Source organism: Candidatus Izemoplasmatales bacterium (genome assembly GCA_041649275.1).
GTDB lineage: Bacteria > Bacillota_I > Bacilli_A > Izemoplasmatales > Hujiaoplasmataceae > UBA12489.
The window spans coordinates 21,806-40,495 of sequence record JBAZNL010000014.1 but is presented as its reverse complement, the minus strand read 5'-3'; the positions used below and the strand labels follow the sequence as shown (position 1 = coordinate 40,495).

Here is an 18,690-nt window from a genome sequence, read left to right as displayed (position 1 = left end):
ACGTCATACAAGATGCATGGCAGCATGTCTCGAGGCGGATGTCCCTACGACAACTCCTGTGTCGAGAGCTTCTTCGCTCAGTTGAAGAAGGAGCGGATCTATCGCAGGACGTATCGTGACCTTAGCGAAGTCAATGCGGATTTGTTTGACTACATCGAACTCTTCTACAATCGCAAGCGGATCCACTCGACCTTGAATTATCAAACGCCAATCGGATATAGATTTAGTAATGTGTCTTCCCTTTGTGCGGTTTAGGTGCTATGATAAATGAAAAGGAATGGATTCAAAACAGAACAAAGGTACCAAGATGAAAAAACGCAAAACCACTCACTAAAAACCACTTAATCCACGACCGTGTTGGTTACCGAAACCTCGGTGAAATTCACGTACACCAACACATCGGGAAACTATGTGAAGGTCTATGCCGAGAAGAACGATTCGACGCCCGACATCTATGTCGGTATCATCGCTCCCTTTGGGACCATGACCTATACCTTCACGAACCTTACGCCGGACACCTCTACAGTTTCTACGTCAATTTCTATGACTACACAGCGACCATGACCTATAGCGCCACGGTTGTCAGATACATTAGGACGCTCGGAGGCGACATCGGCTTCGAAGACTTTTGAATCGATTTCGACGCAGCCTTTCGACCGACGCACGACACGCATCCAAAGGATGGCGAACGAAACGTCACGCGATGTCATGGCATCGTGACGGATGCAATACAGGGAGGAACAAATGGATGACATTCGATTCAACAAGATAACAAAGCTGTTGAATGAGAGAGAGTATGAAGCCGCAAAGGTGTTCGATGAGGATGCAAGAAAGAACGTCGAATTTCAAGCTGCCGTGGCCGATCTGGAAAGGATCGATCAGGATCTGAGAACCTTGAACGGATTGTGCACCACCTATGATTTCATCGAAGAATTTCGATCGACATGGGATCAGCAATTCGCATCGCGAATGACCTCTGCGAGGGAGCGAGCGGTTTCGAAACTGAAATGAAGTTGATGTTCATTGGACATGGAGGAGTGGTTCGAGTCGTTAGCATCCGACTTATCTACGTAACCTCATGTCCGAATGAAAATCGGAATCATGGTCACGGAGTCTCGTGGAATGTAAGAATGATATGATGCATGAAAAGACCGTCATCGCGGGCGATTCGATTCGCCGGATGACGGTCTTCGATTAATGAGGATGATTATCGGTTGAAGTAATAGTCGAATTCGAGCGGATGGGGCGTGCGCTGGATCTTGGAATGTTCCTGCATTAATCGCTTTTCCAACGATTCCAGATACTTCGCGGAGAAGACGCCTTCCTTGAGGAGATAGTCCCGATCTTCCTTCAATGCCGCGAACGCTTCGGGGATGCTCGTCGGGAGTCCCTTGATCCTGGCCTGGTCCTCCTTGGATAGATCGTACAGGTTGAAGTCGAAGGGACCGAACCCGTTCCCGGATGGATCGATCTTGTTCTTGATGCCGTCGTATGCCGCGAGCATGAGCGCCGCATACGCCAGATACGGATTCGAGGTGGCGTCCGGACTCCGGTACTCGAACCGCTTCTCGGTCTCGTCGACGGCGTATCCGGGGATGCGGATCACGGCGCTCCGGTTGGACGTCGCATAGCCGATCGTGACCGGCGCCTCGAACCCGGGGACGAGGCGCTTGTAGGAGTTCGTCGAGGGGTTCGTGATCGCGCAGAGGCTTTTCGCATGGGTGAGGAGGCCGCCGATCATATAGAGGGCGGTCTGCGAGAGACCGGAGTATCCGTCCTTGTCGTACATGATCCACTGACCCTTGTTCTTGAGGAGGAGGTGGACATGGAGTCCGGATCCGCTTTCGGAGCCAAACGGCTTGGGCATGAAGGTGACGACCTTGCCTTGCTTCTCCGCGAGGTTGCGGAGGAGATGGCGGAGCTTCATCGAACGGTCGCCCATCTCCCGGATCGAGGCGAACTCGACCTCGATCTCGCACTGGCCTGGTCCGCCGTTCTCGGCGTGGTGGTACTTGACCGGGACGCCGATCCTCTCCGCCGCGAGGACGGTTTCCGTCCTGAGGTCGTAGGCGCGGTCGAACGGCGAATCGAGATGGTAGGCGCCATGGCTCCGGACGTGGAGGCCGAGGTTCTGCACATCCGAGCGGGATGCGTTCCATTCGGCCTGTTCGCTATCGAGGCGGACTTCCATGTGGTTGTTCGAGATGTCGAAGGAGACGTGGTCGAGGACGTAGAACTCGAATTCCGGGCCGAGCAGGATCTCGTCGGCGATGCCGGACGAGAGGATCAGCTTCTCCGCCTTCTCGGCGACGTAGCGGGGGTCGTCCTCGTAACGGACCAGCCGATTGTTCTCGATCGTGTAGATGTCGGCGATGCAGGCGATCGTCTTCACCGCTTTGGTCGGATCGATATAACAGGTCGTGACGTCGGGGACCATCGCCATGTCGGACTTGTCGACGGTGGTGAAGCCGTAGGACGATCCGTCGAAGCCGATGCCCTTCGTCATGATGTCTTCCTTGAGCTTCTGCCTCGTGATCGAGAGGCGATGCCAGGTCCCCTGCATGTCGGTGACCTTGAAGTCGATGATCTCGACGTTTTCCCTGTGGACGTATTCGAGCATTTCCTGGATGTTCTTGAACATGCTTGCTCTCCTCGATGCGCTCCGTTTGGAGCGCCTCTTTTATGATATCACGCATCAAGCGAACCCGACCTTCACGCGGGATGAAAATCGCTTCGCCTCCTTTCATCCGCTTCGGCGTTTCTTTCTCCCGGGTACCGTCATTCGCCTCTTCGAACCATCGCCGACGGATTCTTCCCGACGGGAATGATTTCATCGGTGGTCCTGTCGTCGGTGGAACAAACCATCTGTCATCGAAATGTGATTGCGAATCGTTGATATTTTCGTGGAACGTCTTGCCAAGCACGGAAAAAATGATTATGATTTCATTAAATGCAATGATTCATCATTGAATCGACCGCACGTCTTCCGGCTTTCATCGTTCGGAGACCGGGAGTAATATAGGCGCGACCGTTGTGATGGCTTTTTCTGCCGACGATTCGCGGTCGCCTTGGCGACGGGGTTCCGTGAACGCTCCATCCGCACGACATGCAATAGGAGGAGGATTTCCATGAAACGAGCATTCCTGTATCTCATTCTCATCACCTTGATGCCGGTGAGCTGCCAGTTCGGGATCCAGACGGACTTGACCACCGTCACCACCATCACGCAGCCGATCGAGACAACCGCGATTCCGACGACGGAAACAACGACGGAAACGATCATTGAAACGAGCGAAGCGTCGACCACCACGACTGTCACGACCGCGGTGCAGCCGGTGCTTGAGGACCTGCCGTCATTGGGGTACTACCATGAAATCATGTCGCAGACCGACGAACTGGATCAGCCCCTCGCACACTATTTCGTCTATTTGTATAACGACGCCTGTTCACACTGTGTCGCCATCGAAGCCGAAGTCGCCGGAGTGCTTACCCTGTTAAAAGATGCGGGAATCGCGGTGTTCGTCGTCGATACGGCCGTCGTGCAGGAACTGACCGTTGGAGATCGCGACGCCTTCCTCGAGTCCATCGACGAGATTTCCATCAAAACGCCATCCCTGATTGAAGTCTCGGCCGGGGCGATGGTCAAGTACACCTTGGGATCCACGGCGATTCCCATCGAACTGGATCGACTCGAGAGCACCTTGCTTCCCGTCGCCTAGGAACAAGGTATTTGGCGGCATCATCAGTTCGATGCAGTGCATGCCGATAGACGAAGACGAGATGAATGTAGAATCAAACTACGACCTTAGCCGAGCATACCGATTCGATTTTTCCACCAAGTGACACCTAAAGGCATAAGGAGTAAACCCAACATGATTCTTCAAAGAATAAGGAGCAAGGTGAACCCATGCAGAAGATTCTACAATCCGTGAAAGAAACCGTTGTCGAAGCATCCAAACTAATGTCCGATCGATCCGTCGAGGTGAACGTCAAGGGCGTCAAGGAAGATCTCGTCACGTCCGCCGACATCGATGTTCAGAGGTTCCTGAATGAAGAGCTTTCCCGACTGATCGAAGGCAGCGTCGTTCTCGGCGAAGAGAACGAGGTCAAGACCTACGCGAAGTACACGTGGATCGTCGACCCGATCGACGGGACGATGAACTTCACCCGCGGGATTCCGCATTCGGCGATCAGCGTTGGTTTGCTCGTGGATGGAACCATCGAGCTGGGCGTCGTGTACAGCCCGTTGAGTGGCGAGATGTTCCATGCGCTTCGAGGTCAGGGAGCGTACCTGAACGATCGACCGATCCACGTGTCGGATCGCTCCTTCGGAGACGCCTTGTTCTGCACTGCGTTGAGCACATACGACAAGCGTCTGGCACCGATTTGCCTGAAGATCATGAAGGATGTCTACGCCCGATGTTCCGACATCCGTCGGTTCGGATCGTGTGCCCTGGAATTGTGCTATCTGGCATGCGGACGCGTCGACCTGTTCTTCGAGATCCGCGTCTTCCCCTGGGATTATGCCGGCGCCAGCATCGTCCTCTCGGAGGCCGGGGGACGAATCGAAACCGCGTTCGACCGATCGCTCGAGGCGTCCAGAGCGGTCTCGGTCGCCGCGGCGAATACCGTCGCCAATGACCGGATCCTTCGCTCGATCATCGCGCGACATATGAAGGGAGGCCAGAACGTGCGTGAACCGAAGAGATTCGTGCAAGTCAAACCCAAGCAAGAGTGCCTGAAGAAGAACGTGGATTATGATCTGACCGGACTGTATGAGAACGCGCACGACGAGCTGACGTTGCAGCAGTCGAAACGCGACCAGATCATCGCCTTCTACCTGACGCTGGTCTCGCTCGTCATCCCGCTGTCCTACAGCATCGAGGGGATCGGTCCCCGGATGATCGCATGGCTCTTCTTCGGGCTGTTCATGATCGGTCTGATCCTCGGGATCGTCATCGTCAGGTACAAGGTCTACAAGGAGGTGTACTGGGCATGCTGCCAGACGATCTCGCAGTTGTTCAACTACGAAGAGGGAAAGATCAAGAAGGATCTCGTCCAGTCCGTCTTCTATGAAATCCTGAAGAAGAAGGATCCCGCCAAGCATGGCCGAGTGAAGGGAGCAATGAAAGCCTTCTTCAGCGCCGAGACGCTCATGTACGAGATCCACATCATCATGTCGATGGCATGCCTTGGGTTCGCGACCCAGCTGTTGACAGGTGGAGTCGCCCTCACCGTCTTCGCCCTCCTCCTCTACTTCGTCCTCATGCAGATCGTCTATTTCAGCTCCTACTTCCGCGTGTTCAACGTATGCAGGACGAATCGCGACGCCGATTTCAACTACGCGTTCGGGAAAGCCTGGTTCCTGCATTTCTACATCAATTACGATCTGGATTCGTCCGAAGCGTGAAGAAGGGAATCCCCATCGCGATCGGAAAAGGGGTTTCTGCCTGAGACGTCCAAACTTTGCGGGCGATCGCATCGATCCGCCGTTTGGACCGGCTTGAAGAAGGATGATCGGTCAAGGATGCCATGTGGGAAGGACGGAAGAGCCTCCTCCTGCCCGCTGAATAGTCGAAAGCCCCTGTTTCACGACGCGCTCGAATCCTTGAGCGTCTGGAACAGGGGCTTTTCGTATTCCGATTCTGCGAGGGTTACTGAACGCGATGGACCGATTCGACTGATGAAAGCGGCTGGCCGTCGCTTCGGATGTCGTAGAGGTTGCAGAGGTTCACGTACATCTCGTTGGCGAAGACGATGTCGTCGAACATCCGCTCCATGCCGTAGTGCGTCGGTCGATCCGATTGCCAACGCGTCCGGGCGCGGGCGGAGACGGCCCGATAGTATCCAGCCTTGGAAGACGGGACGAGCTCGGGGTGACGGTCGAGGTGGGCGAAGAGACCGGCGAACGTGCGTTCGCCCTTCTTCCCGTAGAGACCGAAGAAGTATTGCGCGACGCCGTTCCAGAACGCGAGCCACGTCATCATCGAGAAATCCGACGACGTGCCCGTCTGCATCCGGCTCAGTCCTTTGGCGAGCGTCTCGACGAAGAAGAAGAAATTCTTCGCGAGCGCCAGGTTGGCGCCGAGTTCGTGGATAAAGCGGATCAGGAATTCATCCATGGTGATGGACCTCCTTCATGTTCGGCCGCCTAGCGGGCGGCCTTTTTCGATTGGCATTCGGGACAGATGCCCGGGAACTGGACGGGCGCTTCGGGGAAGAGGAAGCCGGTCGCCTTGGCGAGCTGTTCGAAGAGCTTTTCGAACGCATGACCCGTGACCGGAAAGAGCTTGTGGCAGGAAGTGCAGAAGATCAGCGGCTTCGTCTGTCGACCGGCGAAGGCGAAGAGGAAGACACCTTCCGGATCGGTCGTCCGCGTCGCCCGTCCGGTCGCCACGAGACGGTCGAGGATGCGGAAGACCGTCGAAGGAGCGATCTGGGGGAGCGCCGTCAGGACCTGCGTATGCAGTTCGCTCGCTGCGAGCGGACGATCGGCCTTCTCGAGCGTCTCGATGACGATGCGTTTCTGTTCGGTCATCCGTTCCTGCATGCTATGCCTTCTTCCCGTCTCTACAGGATAATTGTAACACTAATGCAAACGAATTGCAATAAGAAGAAAATGATTTGGATCAACAGATGATATGCCACAACCAGTCGAATTTCCAATGAATGGCGTGCGACCGTACTGGAATCGCATCGATTTGTTGGGTTTGAAGCCGTTGACACCCATAAGAGAACGATATGAGAATCTTTTTCGCGGATTGGCGGGTTCGTGAAAATATTACATCAAGCCTTCAGCCCTACAGGGCTGTTTGAATCAATCGTGAATATAGGTCAGGGTCTTCGATTAAAAGCGAATCTTTCGACATTGATATTGAAAAATAAAAAGAACATGCTACTATATCTAATTAGAGGCAAGACGCCGACACGATAATCATATTTCACTTGATTTCGAACCCAATCCTGCCATCGGTGATCAAGGATCTTGTCGCATGCAATCGCCTCTGTATCATCGCTTTTCAAATTAAACACGGGAGGAAACCATGAAAAAGAATCTCTGCATTCTGGTCATCGCTTTGGGTGTATTGAGCATCGTCGTTGGTCAAATGGCATCCGCTTCATATTCCGCGATCCAATCGGCTGCCGTCGAATCCGAGGTTGTTGGCGAACATGCGGAATTGAGTCCCGATTCACTCGCCTACCTTCTCGAATCGACGCCCACGGAGATCGAAGCTCCTGCACCGACGATCGAATCCATTCCAACATATCCCGCAAGACGTCTCGGCGCGAGCGAGACGCTCATCAGGAGACCGTTCGAGCAAACGGCGACGCTTGATCCCGGCGGGGCGGACGGCGGAGCAGGAGAGTTGATATTGATCTCCGTCTGGATTCGCTACTCGGATCAGAACGGCAACCTGCACAACGCTCCCGGAATGAAGGTTCTCGCCTGCGACGGGGCATGTTCGTCGGGAACCGTACTCTATACGGCCATGACGGGGACCACGGGTCAAGCGCTGATCGTCTTCGTGAACGATCTTTCGGCCGAAGAGAACGGATATGACCTGACGGTTGAGATCCTGACGGAAACGGACGACTATCGCGTCAGCAACGTCGTGAACGGGGTTCTTCCGGCAGCGTCATACATCCGCATGTACGAGACGATCGATTACCAAGACGGTGATCATTACCTTTACATCAACTTCGCCCCTTCATATACCGACGCCTCGAACAAGAACATCGTCATCTGCCAGGCATTGAACATGGGATTCGCCTATCTCGATCAACTCGTTCCGAATCGGGACAACCATTTCCTCTATGTCACTCCCACGACCGGAACTTCCTTTTTCCTTCCCATCACGTATCTGGAAACGATCTATCTGAATTGGACTCCGGCACTGCCCACGCCATCCATTCCCTGTGACCATATCTGGGATACGATCCTGCACGAATTCGGTCATTATGTCGCACACGAGTATGAGATTACCAGTTTCTTGATGGCGCAGCATGGGATCGAGGATCTGCATTATCTGGACAGGGATAAAGACGACGCCGCTACGTTGATTTGGTCGGAAGCATGGGCATATTACTTCTCGACACGATGCCAGGAGACGATGCAAGCCGGCAATCTGGGTATCAGCGGAGTCGGCGATGGCGATTACGCGACGTACAGCCTGGAAAACCTATCGGCTGAGCAGATGTCGAAAGGAGAAGGGACGGAACTGAGCGTCGCCGGCTTGCTGTATGACATTGCGGATGGAATCGGAGAAAGCTTCGATACCGTGTCGCTTGGTGATCAGACGGTCTTCGATCTGGCTGTCGGGTCGGCCGATGATACGCCATACATTTCGGATTTCCTTCAGAAAGTGACGATGCATTTCCAGAATCAAGGCGTCACTTCGGCTTCGGACTTGTTCGGCACGCTTCTGCGGGCATACTCGTTCAATGTCCAGCCCGTCGTCGAAGGGCCGGCTTCATATCTGAAACCGACATTCACCTGGACGATCGTGGGTGGTTCCGATCCATATTACAACAACCGCTTCACCGTGCAGGTCATGGACCAGGATGGTGCGATCCTGTACGAGTCGGAGGAATATACCGACGGATCGTCCATCACGGTTTCGGATGCTGGATGGGGAGCCATCCTCTCCTCGACCAGTTCCTTCGTGTATTGGCGGATCTTCGCATCCTCGATCGACGACACACCGGAAACCTTGACCGGTCCGTACCCGTCCGAACTTGAGACGCTGTACCTGCCGACGATCTATCATGCGCAACTCGATCTCATCGTCACGCGTTCACTCACGGTCGGCGGTTACCATTGGTTCCGGTTCGAGGCGCCCGAGGCCGCCGTGTATGAGTTCTACACCACCGGAACGACCAATACCGTGGGTGATTTCTTCAATCTCCCGGTTCCCAATCAATCCATGGAAAACATCATCTCATCCGTCGATGGCGGTGGTCTCGGCACCAATTTCAAGACGGCGTTCTACCTCGAGGAAGGCCAGGCGATCTTCGTTCGCGTGCGTGGCTATAATTGGACCTCTACAGGGACCTTCAAGTTCAGGGTGGTTTGGTCACCTCTTCAATATATGCTATATTAGGATGTAAATGAATATATATGAATTTTCGATAACCCCTCCGTCCGGAGTGTTCCCAAGTAGCGATTATGCGTGATGAATCAATGTTGGAATCGATAATCATGCCCGGCTTTCTATCGGTATGATAGATTGTCGATCTATTTGCTATGCTCCTTCTTCTCATCTCTTGATCATTTATATGCATATCTGATGAACCATCATATGTGTTGTAAGAAATGGCCGGACGAGTACTGTCAAGAATGTTGTGTAAATGGGTAGACACAATGAATCCGGAATACCCGTTGCTTTGACTCTTTGTTCTTTCAGTCTTTTTGTTCAATTTGGTCATTGTATCTTCTGTCCATGATTTGGTTCAGTTCAGGGAGAACTGAACCAAATCCGCGATGAACCAGGACCCCCATGCGAAAGTTGTAGGATTCGATGCAGGAAACGAGATGCTTGTCCATCGACTCCTCTGAGGGGAATTGGATCTTCGCCTTGAGATCGCGCTTCAGATGCTTATTGAAGTTCTCGATCAGGTTCGTGGAATAGAGCGAGGGTCGGTTCTCCGCGGGGACTCGTAGAAAGTCAGAAGGTACCGGTTCTCCAGGATCGATGCGATCATCTTGGGATGGATTGGATTCCATTTCTTGACGAAACCATCCAAGACGGACACGGCCGCGGCGGCCGAGTCCCGCCTGTGGATTTGTTTGAAATCACCTAGGATCTCCATCCGGTCCTTCACGCGAACGTGACTGGCGATATTCCGCATGACGTGAACGAGACAGCGCTGGATTCCCGCCTTGGGATAAAAGCGCAGGATCGCCTCTTCAATGCCCTTGAGGCCATCCACCACGAACAGCAAGGGCCTTTTCTCGCCCCTTGATCGAATATCTCCCAGCAGCGTCTCCCACGCGACGGCGGACTTGCACGGAGCGTCGGCATAGCCGAGCATCTCCTTCGTGCCGTCCATCGTGATTCCCAGGACGATGTGGATCGCTTCCTTCTGAACCGTGTCCCTTCGCAAGGGGACATAGGTCGCCTTGGTAGATGACCGCGTATTCTTCAGATAGCGACCGTTTCTGGAGTTGAATCCGATCCGGTTTTTATTCTCGTAGTTCAGAAATCTGGTCAGTTCGAGTTTGAGAAGTTCATTGACGGCGGTTTCGAGTTTCGATCTTAACAGTTCTTGGATGGATTCTTCCATATTTACGCGATCTGCGAGACAACGGATCAGCTTCGTGGAAAAAATATGCATGGGAAATCCTCCTGTGTATGGTGAGTCGGCAAACCTATCATACACAAGGGATTTCTCTTTTCATGTCCGAACGGTGCGGCCGTTCAAAAACTCGTTTACACAAGATATTGTACAGTCACTATACAGATCAATTGATCCGGAAGTACCTCTCTTGTGTTGTCTAGCATTCTTTCAATTGATGGAGAGGGTATTGATTGTCGGTTCTGAGTTTGAGTAGACGATAAAGAACCAAAGCGTGATAGCACGTGATGAATTGATCTGGATGTGTTCGTCGGTCTAGATATACACATGTCTTCCTTCCGGGTCGCGCTTCGTCACCCTTTACGATTACTCGACTTATTGCAACAGGTGAGTGTTATGGATGATGTCGAGGTGGGGTCATCGTTTCGAATTGTCTACAACAAGAATCACCATTCAAATATTCTGTTGATGACTTCAAAAAGAGAATCTACATGATCACTTCTTCGCCTCAATTGGCGTCATAGCAGATTGTTGAGTGTGTAATGTTGTGTTGTCAACCGACCACCTAAGTGGTCATAAAGAAGATCTCACTGAACAGACGGATTATATGACAATCGAGTCGATCGGCAAGTGAAGTTGATGGTTCTTTTCATGAATCGTTTCATTAATATTTTTCATTACACAATATACTCACGCGGCGTTATATGATAAAATATATCAAACTCTCTCCGAAATCGACCAAAAAAACCATTTTGACTTCGATTTGGCATCGCGCGCAAAGGCTCATCTTCGATATGTCATTTTTAATTTTCCGATCATTCCATCGATATCAATTCGTGACGAGCGCTTCCGAAACTTGTCCATTCAAACCAGCAAGACATTTCATCTGGAACATCAACAGGACAACAGCACCATCATCATGGACATCTATTGTGTTGATACGATCGATCCGATGGCGAGATGCATTCCTATAATTAATGAAATGGAATAGCATGTCGCGGTCCACTTTTCGATTGCGACTTGACCAGTCGTTTGGCTCTATATTCATTATATGAGAAAAATAGCATGGGAGTGATGAGCGTGATGGAAAGTACGAAACAACCATACGAGTCGCCTGATGTCCAAGTGATCGAGTTCACGCTTGATTCGACCATTGCCACGAGCGGCGATTTCGGATCAGCAACTTTATGTGGAGAAGAGATTTTTTAGGAAGGGTGAACAAATGAAAATCCTTGCGACGATCTTGCTTGCACTATGTCAAACCGTGTTCGGAGTACGTACAACGGAAGTCTCGGCTTCATATCAATCGGCGGTCGATATCGTTGTCGAAACGTATTTTGACGAAACTAATACCATCTCAACTGTCGTTCACGATGTTCAGTACGGTTCGAGGGTGGTATTGACGAGTTCGCTGCAGGATATCGATGGATTCGTCTTTTCTTTTTGGATCGTTAACGGTGCCGTGCAGAAGGACTATGCGATTGATCACGAGTTCATCGTTAGCTCTTCGATGCATCTGATCGCGGTGTTCAAACCATCGGCCAAGAACGTAGTCGCCTTCATGGATGCCAACGGCAGACTGATCGATTTGCAGTACGTGGCTTCGGGAGGATCGGCGGTCGAGCCGGATACATCGTCGATTTCCAAACCGGGCATGGTCTTCGCCACCCCCAAATGGAGTTCAACATACGCCAACGTCACGCAGGATCTTGTCACCGTTCTTCAGTATTCTCCTGCAGTCGTCGATGATATCCGCACGATCAGCGTCGTAAACGGTTCCGGCGGGGGGACCTATCAGGTCAATACGGTGATCACCGTCTCCACAAACGCACTCCTGGAATCGGATTCGTTCCAATTTTGGCGGATCGGAAACAGAATCGTCAGTTATGAGACCCAATATTCGTTCACGGTCCTGGAAGAAACAGAGATCGTCGCCGTTTTCGGCGAACCGAACACTCCTCCCGAGGCCATGGTATCGATGAGCACTCCGGTGCATCTTCGTCCGGGGTATCAATCCTATCTATGCCAGTTCAAGTTACCGGTCGATGCCACTCTGATCGAATACGGAGTGTTGTATCACGAGTCGATCGTCGATCCAACATTCGATGCGGTAGGGGTCGTTCAATATGCCGGATCCAAGATCAACGGGACGACCCACGAGTTCCTGATGAGTTTCCCGTTGTCGAAAAATGGGTATTTCCGATCATATGTCATCTATGGGGATGCCGATTCGGTGATCCACGTCATGTACAACCTGTGTGCTCCTCTGACCACGGGAATCCAATATGAGTCAAGCGGGACGCAGATCAGCATCGTCGGATATGTCGGTACCGAGAGCACCGTGATCATCCCTGATACCATCGCAGGATTACCCGTCACATCCATCGGCCCATCGGCCTTTTCGGGAATGGATCAAATCGTCGACTTCGCGTTTCCGGCGTACTTGAGGACGATCGAGGATTATGCCTTCAACGAATGCGATAATCTCCGCCAGATTGATTTGCCGGATCGCTTGCTGTCGATCGGGTACGCCGCATTCCACGCGTGCAACCGTCTGACGGAAGTCGCCCTTCCCTCGGGCCTGTTGAGCCTCGAATCATGGGCGTTCGGCGAATGTACCGATCTGCGATATGTCCAAATCCCGGAAAGCGTCATCGTCATCGACGAGTATGCCTTCGCTTTGTCAAATCAAATCATCCTGCTGGTCGATGCTGGGGAAAGACAGGCGAATTGGTCGGATGGTTGGGATTATTACATGGCGGATGTGGTCTGGAATTACCGTTCGACGGACAGGACCGACGAGTACGTTTATGCAATCACCTCAACTGACGAAGTCTATCTGCTGGAACTCGCGGCGGGATTCGTGCCGACCGATGTCGTTCTGCCGTCACAGATCGATGGGATGAACCTCATCGGTTTCTCTGGGAAGATGTTCAGTGGCTGCCAGACATTGACCTCGATCGTCATTCCCGAAACCGTCGGGAGCGTCGAACACTCTGCGTTCTTTCAATGTACCAACATGATTTCGATCGAACTGCCGGAAGGATTGACCGTCATCGAAGATTACGGACTCTACGGTCTTTCAAACGTCACATCCCTCATCATCCCAGCTTCCGTCACCTCGATCGGCAGAAATGCGATCACGGGCAACATGAATCTCTACTTGCGGTCCGCCGAACAGCCGGAAGCCTGGCATGAGGAGTGGTGCCGAACGACCGGACAGTTCGTCTGGGGGTATGTGGAGTCGCGCCAAAACAGTCAGTATGAATATATCGTTCATTCTGATCATACCGTTGGAATCTGGTCGGTCGATGAATCGATCAACGCATCTTCCGTCCAGGTACCCGCATTCATCGACGAAATGCCGGTTTCCATCATCTATGAAGATGCTTATCGTGAACTTTCGTTGATGGAATCGTTGTCGATTCCCGCATCGATCAGAGAAATCCGCGCCATGGCGTTCTACTCTTCTCCATTGTTAACATCGATCACATTCGCCACCTCTTCCGCCTTAACAGTCATCGGCTCGTCCGCGTTCGCCAAGTGCTCCCTGCTTCAGGATGTCACGTTGCCGACGGGACTGTTGGAGATCGGTTATGCAGCATTTTCCATGTGTTCCTCCCTTACCGATATCGTGATCCCCGACAGCGTGGTCACGATCGGTTCAAACGCATTCCAATATGCGACCCAGTTGCAGCGAGCGTATCTTCCGTCAAGTGTCGTGTCAATCGGTGTGGGTGCCTTCTTACAAAGCCCATCGCTATTGATTTTTGCCGAAGCGGCTACCAAACCGACCGGCTGGGAGGTCGATGAACTGAACAAACAGAGCTGGAACGATAGCAATCGACCCGTTTTATGGGATTATCAAGAAACAAGGATAAACGGCGAATACCGTTATGCCGTCACCAGTTCGGGCGAAGCGGTGATCTTGGGTTTGTCTCCCGGATATGCTCCGTCCGAACTGGTCATCCCCGAGTCCCTCGAAGGAATGACCGTCACGACGGTTTTCGCGAGAGCGTTCGCCGATCGAATCACGCTGACCTCCGTTGTGCTGCCCGGAACCATCGACACGATCGCGTCCGAAGCGTTCTATGGTTGCGAATCACTGACGAGCGTCGTGATTCCAAGTGAAGTGCAGACAATTGGATCCATGGCATTTCTATTGAGTCCGCTCCTTGTGATCTACGCAGAAGCAGAAGCCGCTCCTGACGGATGGACCGAAGGAGACGTCAACCAGAATAATTCCCTGCCATGGAATCCTTCTGAATTTCCAGTCGTGTACGGATTCATCCGCACGGAAATCGCGGATGGGTTGCGCTATGCGGTTCTTCAAGGCGACAAGGGGATGATTCTCGGAACAACATTGTCGTCGTCGACCATCGTGATTCCCGGATCGATCGCGGGTTTGACGGTCGTCGGCATTGGACCGTTTGCGTTCTATGAAAATTCCACGATCCAGGAAATCGAACTGCCAAACACGGCCGAGACCTTGGGTGCCAATGCATTCGCGGGTGCGGGGAATCTATCGCGCGTCGTTTTCGGCTCTTCATCTGCATTGTCGACGATTGGTAAATACGCCTTCTATCATTGCCTGAAACTCGTCTCGTTCAAAATGCCGGAAAACACCCCCTTGTCGGGCATCGGATTTCAAGCGTTTGGATTCTGCCGTTTGTTGACGGACATCTATGTTCCCGATACAGTCGTCGACATGGGGGGTTATGTCTTCAATGGATGCAGTTCGCTGCTGATCTTCACGAATCTTGCACAGGTCGGCAGTACTTGGGATTCCGAATGGAACAACAGCAATCGTCCCGTCATCTTCTCGTTCACCATGCAATACAGAACATTCGTCTTCGAGACGAACGGCGGGACATCGGTCGAAAGCGTCTCGGATTATGTGCTGTCGTCGTCGCCGACGACACAGCGCGTCGCATACCTGTTCGCCGGATGGTATGACAATGCCGAGCTGCTTGGTGATTCCATCGATTTCCCGTATTACGATGCAACATCGAACGGACTGGTTCTCTACGCGAAGTGGGATCCGAATCCGTTCGTCTTCGTGTTGAACTCGCAAGGCACATATACCGTGACCGGATACGAAGGATCCGATGTGAACGTCGTCATCCCGAATTCATATCTTGGGGTCGCAGTGACGCATATTGGATATCGGGCCTTCGCCGATCTCGTCTCGATCACATCCGTGACAATCCCCGAATCGATCGTCTCGATGGAGACATATGCATTCGCCGGATGCACTGGATTGACGACGTTGATCGTCCTCTCTGCCGCATCCGAAATCCCCGTTGCGTTCTGCAGTGGCTGTACGAATCTAGTGGACGTGCAATTGCCGTCGGCCATCGAAACAATCGGTTCTTATGCATTCTCACAATGTTCATCCCTTGTGGAACTCACATGGCCGGTGTCGCTGACGACCATTTCCGATTATGCATTCTCTGGCTGCGTGTCCCTGACCGAAATCACGATTCCCGCAAGCGTGACAACAGTCGGCACACATGCCTTTTACCAATGCACATCGTTGACTACCGTCGAGATATGGGGAGACATCGGCGTCATTGCGAACTCCCTGTTCAGCAATTGCACGGCATTGAACAGCATCCTCATTCACTCGGACGTGACCGAAATCGGTACATCTGCATTCGCATATTGTCCATCGTTGACCGCTATCGCGTTGCCTGACAGCGTGGTCTCCATCGGCGGAAACGCATTCAGTGCGTCCGGTCTCTCTGAGTTTTCCTTCCCGGCCCAGGTGACGCAGATCGGGGTTCAAACGTTCTATGATTGCTCGGCTCTTGCGAACGTTGTTTGGCCCGACCATCTCGTCTCCATCGGCGATTATGCGTTCTACCAGTGCAAATCCTTGACAAGCGTCACATTGCCCGCCTCGGTCGAGACGATCGGGGAAGGTGCGTTCAGAGAATGCGACGCCATCACGAATGTCACGCTCTCCTCGTCGATCATCACGATCGGCAATGAGGCGTTCACCAGTGCGGTTTCATTGGTTTCATTTGTGACAAACGCATCGATCTCCGACATTGGGGATATGGCATTCTACAACTGTACCAAACTCGCGTCGTTCGTCGTTCCGGGCACATTGGGTACGATCGGCGCATACGCCTTCTATAATTGCGCATTACTCCATTTCACCATTCCTTCATCCGTCACGGCAATTGGCAACAGCGCTTTTGAAAAATGTCTTGCGCTTCAAGCCGTGACGATTCCCGGGGGCGTCCAGGAAGTCGGATCGAAAGCGTTTTCCGGATGTACCGGATTGACATCGATCATCGTCAGTGAAGGCGTCACGGGCATCGGTTCGTCCGCATTCAGCGGGGTCACCAATGTGACGACGCTGATCTTGCCGGATACGTTAACGACGATCGGAAGCAGCGCGTTCAGTTCATTGAGCAAGGTCAGTCAACTTACGTTGCCCGATTCGTTGATCACCATCGGCTCCAGTGCGTTTTCTGGATGCAGCAAACTGGCCTTGTTGGATGTACCTACCAGCGTGACAACCATCGGTGCATACGCATTTTCCGGGTGTACGAAGCTGGTTCTTCTGAGCTCCTTCGAGTCGGCACCTGCATCATGGGATGTTGACTGGGCCGGGAATGGCGTCACCACGACTCCGAGCGTTTTCAATGTTTCCACGGTAATCGACGATGGCGAGTGGCTCTATGCCCAATTGAAGGACGATACGGTTACCGTCATCCGTCCATCGACAAGCTCGACGGCATCGGACATGACGATTCCTGAAACGTTATCGGGGTTGACGGTCATCCGGTTGGTCGCGAATGCATTCAGAAACAACACCAACATCAGATCTCTCGTCGTCAACGCCCCGATCACGACGATCGAGAACTATACGTTCTTCTATGCAAGTAATCTTTCGTCGGTGACTTATGTCCAGCCTATCCTTGTCTCGATCGGCAATGCGGCATTCATGGGGACCAAACTGATGAGGTTCATCGTCACGACCTCCGTCACGACCATCGGATCGGGCGCATTTCAAGGAATCGGCACAGCCTCGGTCCTGTTCGTCGAAGGGATCTCCGCTCCCTCGGGGTGGAATGAGAACTGGACGTATACGGCATCGCAAGCGATCGTATGGGGATATGAATCGACGGTCGTCTTCAATGAAATCGAATATGCGATATCCTCCGACGACACGGCGACCGTCATCGGCCGTCAGGATGGTTCGCTGGCCACGGACTTCGTCATCGCGCCGGTCGTCGAAGGATACCCTGTCACCGGCATTCGCACGGATGCATTCCGCGGCCAATCGCAAATGAAAACAATCCACATACCGGATTGCGTCGCCTCCATCGGCGGATATGCTTTTTATCAGGCAACCGCAATCATCATCTATTGTGCGGCTTCCTCACAGCCGAGTGAGTGGAGTTCAACATGGAATGCCTCCAATCGTCCCGTATATTGGGGGTTCATCGAACTCGGTGATGATGGTGCCGTCAAATACATGGCGAGCCTGTCCGGGAGTTATGTGATGGGGCTGTCCCCGAGTTTCTCTGGCACGGATCTCGTCATTCCGGATGAACTGGGGGGAATGCCGACCGTTTCGATCGAATCGTATGCATTCGCCAACGCTTCGATCCAAAGCGTCACGATACCGTCGTCAGTCACCAGCATCAAGTCTTTTGCCTTCAGTACGGCGAGTGATCTATCGCAGATTACGTTCGAACCGGGATCGCTTCTGTCGAGCATCGGGAACAACGCCTTTGAAAACTGCTTCGCCTTGACGGGAATCAATCTGCCGGACGATCTCCTGACCATCGGCAACTACGCATTCTGGCAATGCACCAGTCTCACCTCCATATCGCTCCCTCAGGAGTTGACGACCCTGGGAATCCGCGTCTTCAATTCCTGCTACCTATTATCGTTTGTGCTGATTCCCGAATCCGTGACTGTCGTGGGCGGCAATCAATTTCTCGGCTCGTCATCCGTCAACGTGTATTGTGAAGCGGCGTCATTGCCGGCCGGATGGAGCGTTGACTGGAACAGCATGGGGTGCCCCGTCGTTTGGGGGTACACGGGATCATGAAGAACCCGCTCTGCCTTATGATGCAAGTCAATCGGAAATCCTGGTGAAAAACCGTTACACTCAGTCAACGCGAGTTGATGACCTCATTCAAAAGCGAGAACATGCCGGTTCTCGCTTTTCACGACGGAAATCGGTCGGAGAAGAAGACGGAAAGAGTTTATGGTATCGGTCGATCCACAATCGTCCCTTAATGATGGTCCGGTACGACCTGCTAACAGATTTTTCCCGATCGTAATGATAAACGTTCTACCCGATGTAGAGAACATCATATCGACGAAGTGAGTACCGTCGATGGGTCGGTCTTGCCGATCATGGTCGTG

At 52.6% G+C, this 18,690-nt stretch carries 10 protein-coding genes; 6 read left to right on the top strand and 4 right to left on the bottom strand.

What is annotated here, in order from left to right; all coding sequences use genetic code 11:
* Together WC509_07280 and WC509_07275 are read left to right on the top strand one after the other, a co-directional pair.
* Nucleotides 1-255, top strand: a 255-nt coding sequence (locus tag WC509_07280) for an IS3 family transposase (GenBank protein MFA5007254.1), incomplete at its 5' end; no start/stop codon positions are given.
* Between the two features lie 489 nt (nt 256-744).
* On the top strand, nt 745-1,011 hold the full coding sequence (locus WC509_07275) for a hypothetical protein (GenBank protein MFA5007253.1): 267 nt from the start codon (nt 745-747) through the stop codon (nt 1,009-1,011).
* 196 nt (nt 1,012-1,207) lie between these two features.
* Here WC509_07275 and glnA read toward each other — a convergent pair whose 3' ends face one another.
* Complete coding sequence (gene glnA / locus WC509_07270) at nt 1,208-2,641, bottom strand: type I glutamate--ammonia ligase (protein MFA5007252.1); 1,434 nt, start codon at nt 2,639-2,641, stop codon at nt 1,208-1,210.
* 487 nt (nt 2,642-3,128) lie between these two features.
* Between glnA and WC509_07265 the strand changes: the two genes are divergently transcribed.
* On the top strand, nt 3,129-3,719 hold the full coding sequence (locus WC509_07265) for a hypothetical protein (protein MFA5007251.1): 591 nt from the start codon (nt 3,129-3,131) through the stop codon (nt 3,717-3,719).
* 209 nt (nt 3,720-3,928) lie between these two features.
* Nucleotides 3,929-5,410, top strand: coding sequence for an inositol monophosphatase family protein (locus WC509_07260; GenBank protein MFA5007250.1), 1,482 nt, complete (start codon nt 3,929-3,931; stop codon nt 5,408-5,410).
* A 244-nt stretch (nt 5,411-5,654) separates the two neighbouring features.
* Here WC509_07260 and WC509_07255 read toward each other — a convergent pair whose 3' ends face one another.
* Nucleotides 5,655-6,122, bottom strand: coding sequence for a hypothetical protein (locus WC509_07255; GenBank protein MFA5007249.1), 468 nt, complete (start codon nt 6,120-6,122; stop codon nt 5,655-5,657).
* Between the two features lie 29 nt (nt 6,123-6,151).
* Nucleotides 6,152-6,550, bottom strand: a complete 399-nt coding sequence (locus WC509_07250; GenBank protein MFA5007248.1) for a Fur family transcriptional regulator — start codon at nt 6,548-6,550, stop codon at nt 6,152-6,154.
* 493 nt (nt 6,551-7,043) lie between these two features.
* Between WC509_07250 and WC509_07245 the strand changes: the two genes are divergently transcribed.
* The gene (locus WC509_07245; protein MFA5007247.1) at nt 7,044-9,101 is read left to right on the top strand and encodes a hypothetical protein; all 2,058 of its coding nucleotides are present in this window, start codon (nt 7,044-7,046) and stop codon (nt 9,099-9,101) included.
* Between the two features lie 511 nt (nt 9,102-9,612).
* Here the strand turns inward: WC509_07245 and WC509_07240 are convergent.
* Nucleotides 9,613-10,335 (bottom strand): transposase, encoded by a 723-nt coding sequence (locus WC509_07240; protein MFA5007246.1) that lies wholly within the window; start codon nt 10,333-10,335, stop codon nt 9,613-9,615.
* A 1,183-nt stretch (nt 10,336-11,518) separates the two neighbouring features.
* Here WC509_07240 and WC509_07235 point away from each other — a divergent pair.
* Nucleotides 11,519-18,370, top strand: a complete 6,852-nt coding sequence (locus WC509_07235; GenBank protein MFA5007245.1) for a leucine-rich repeat protein — start codon at nt 11,519-11,521, stop codon at nt 18,368-18,370.
* Nucleotides 18,371-18,690: the final 320 nt, after the last annotated feature.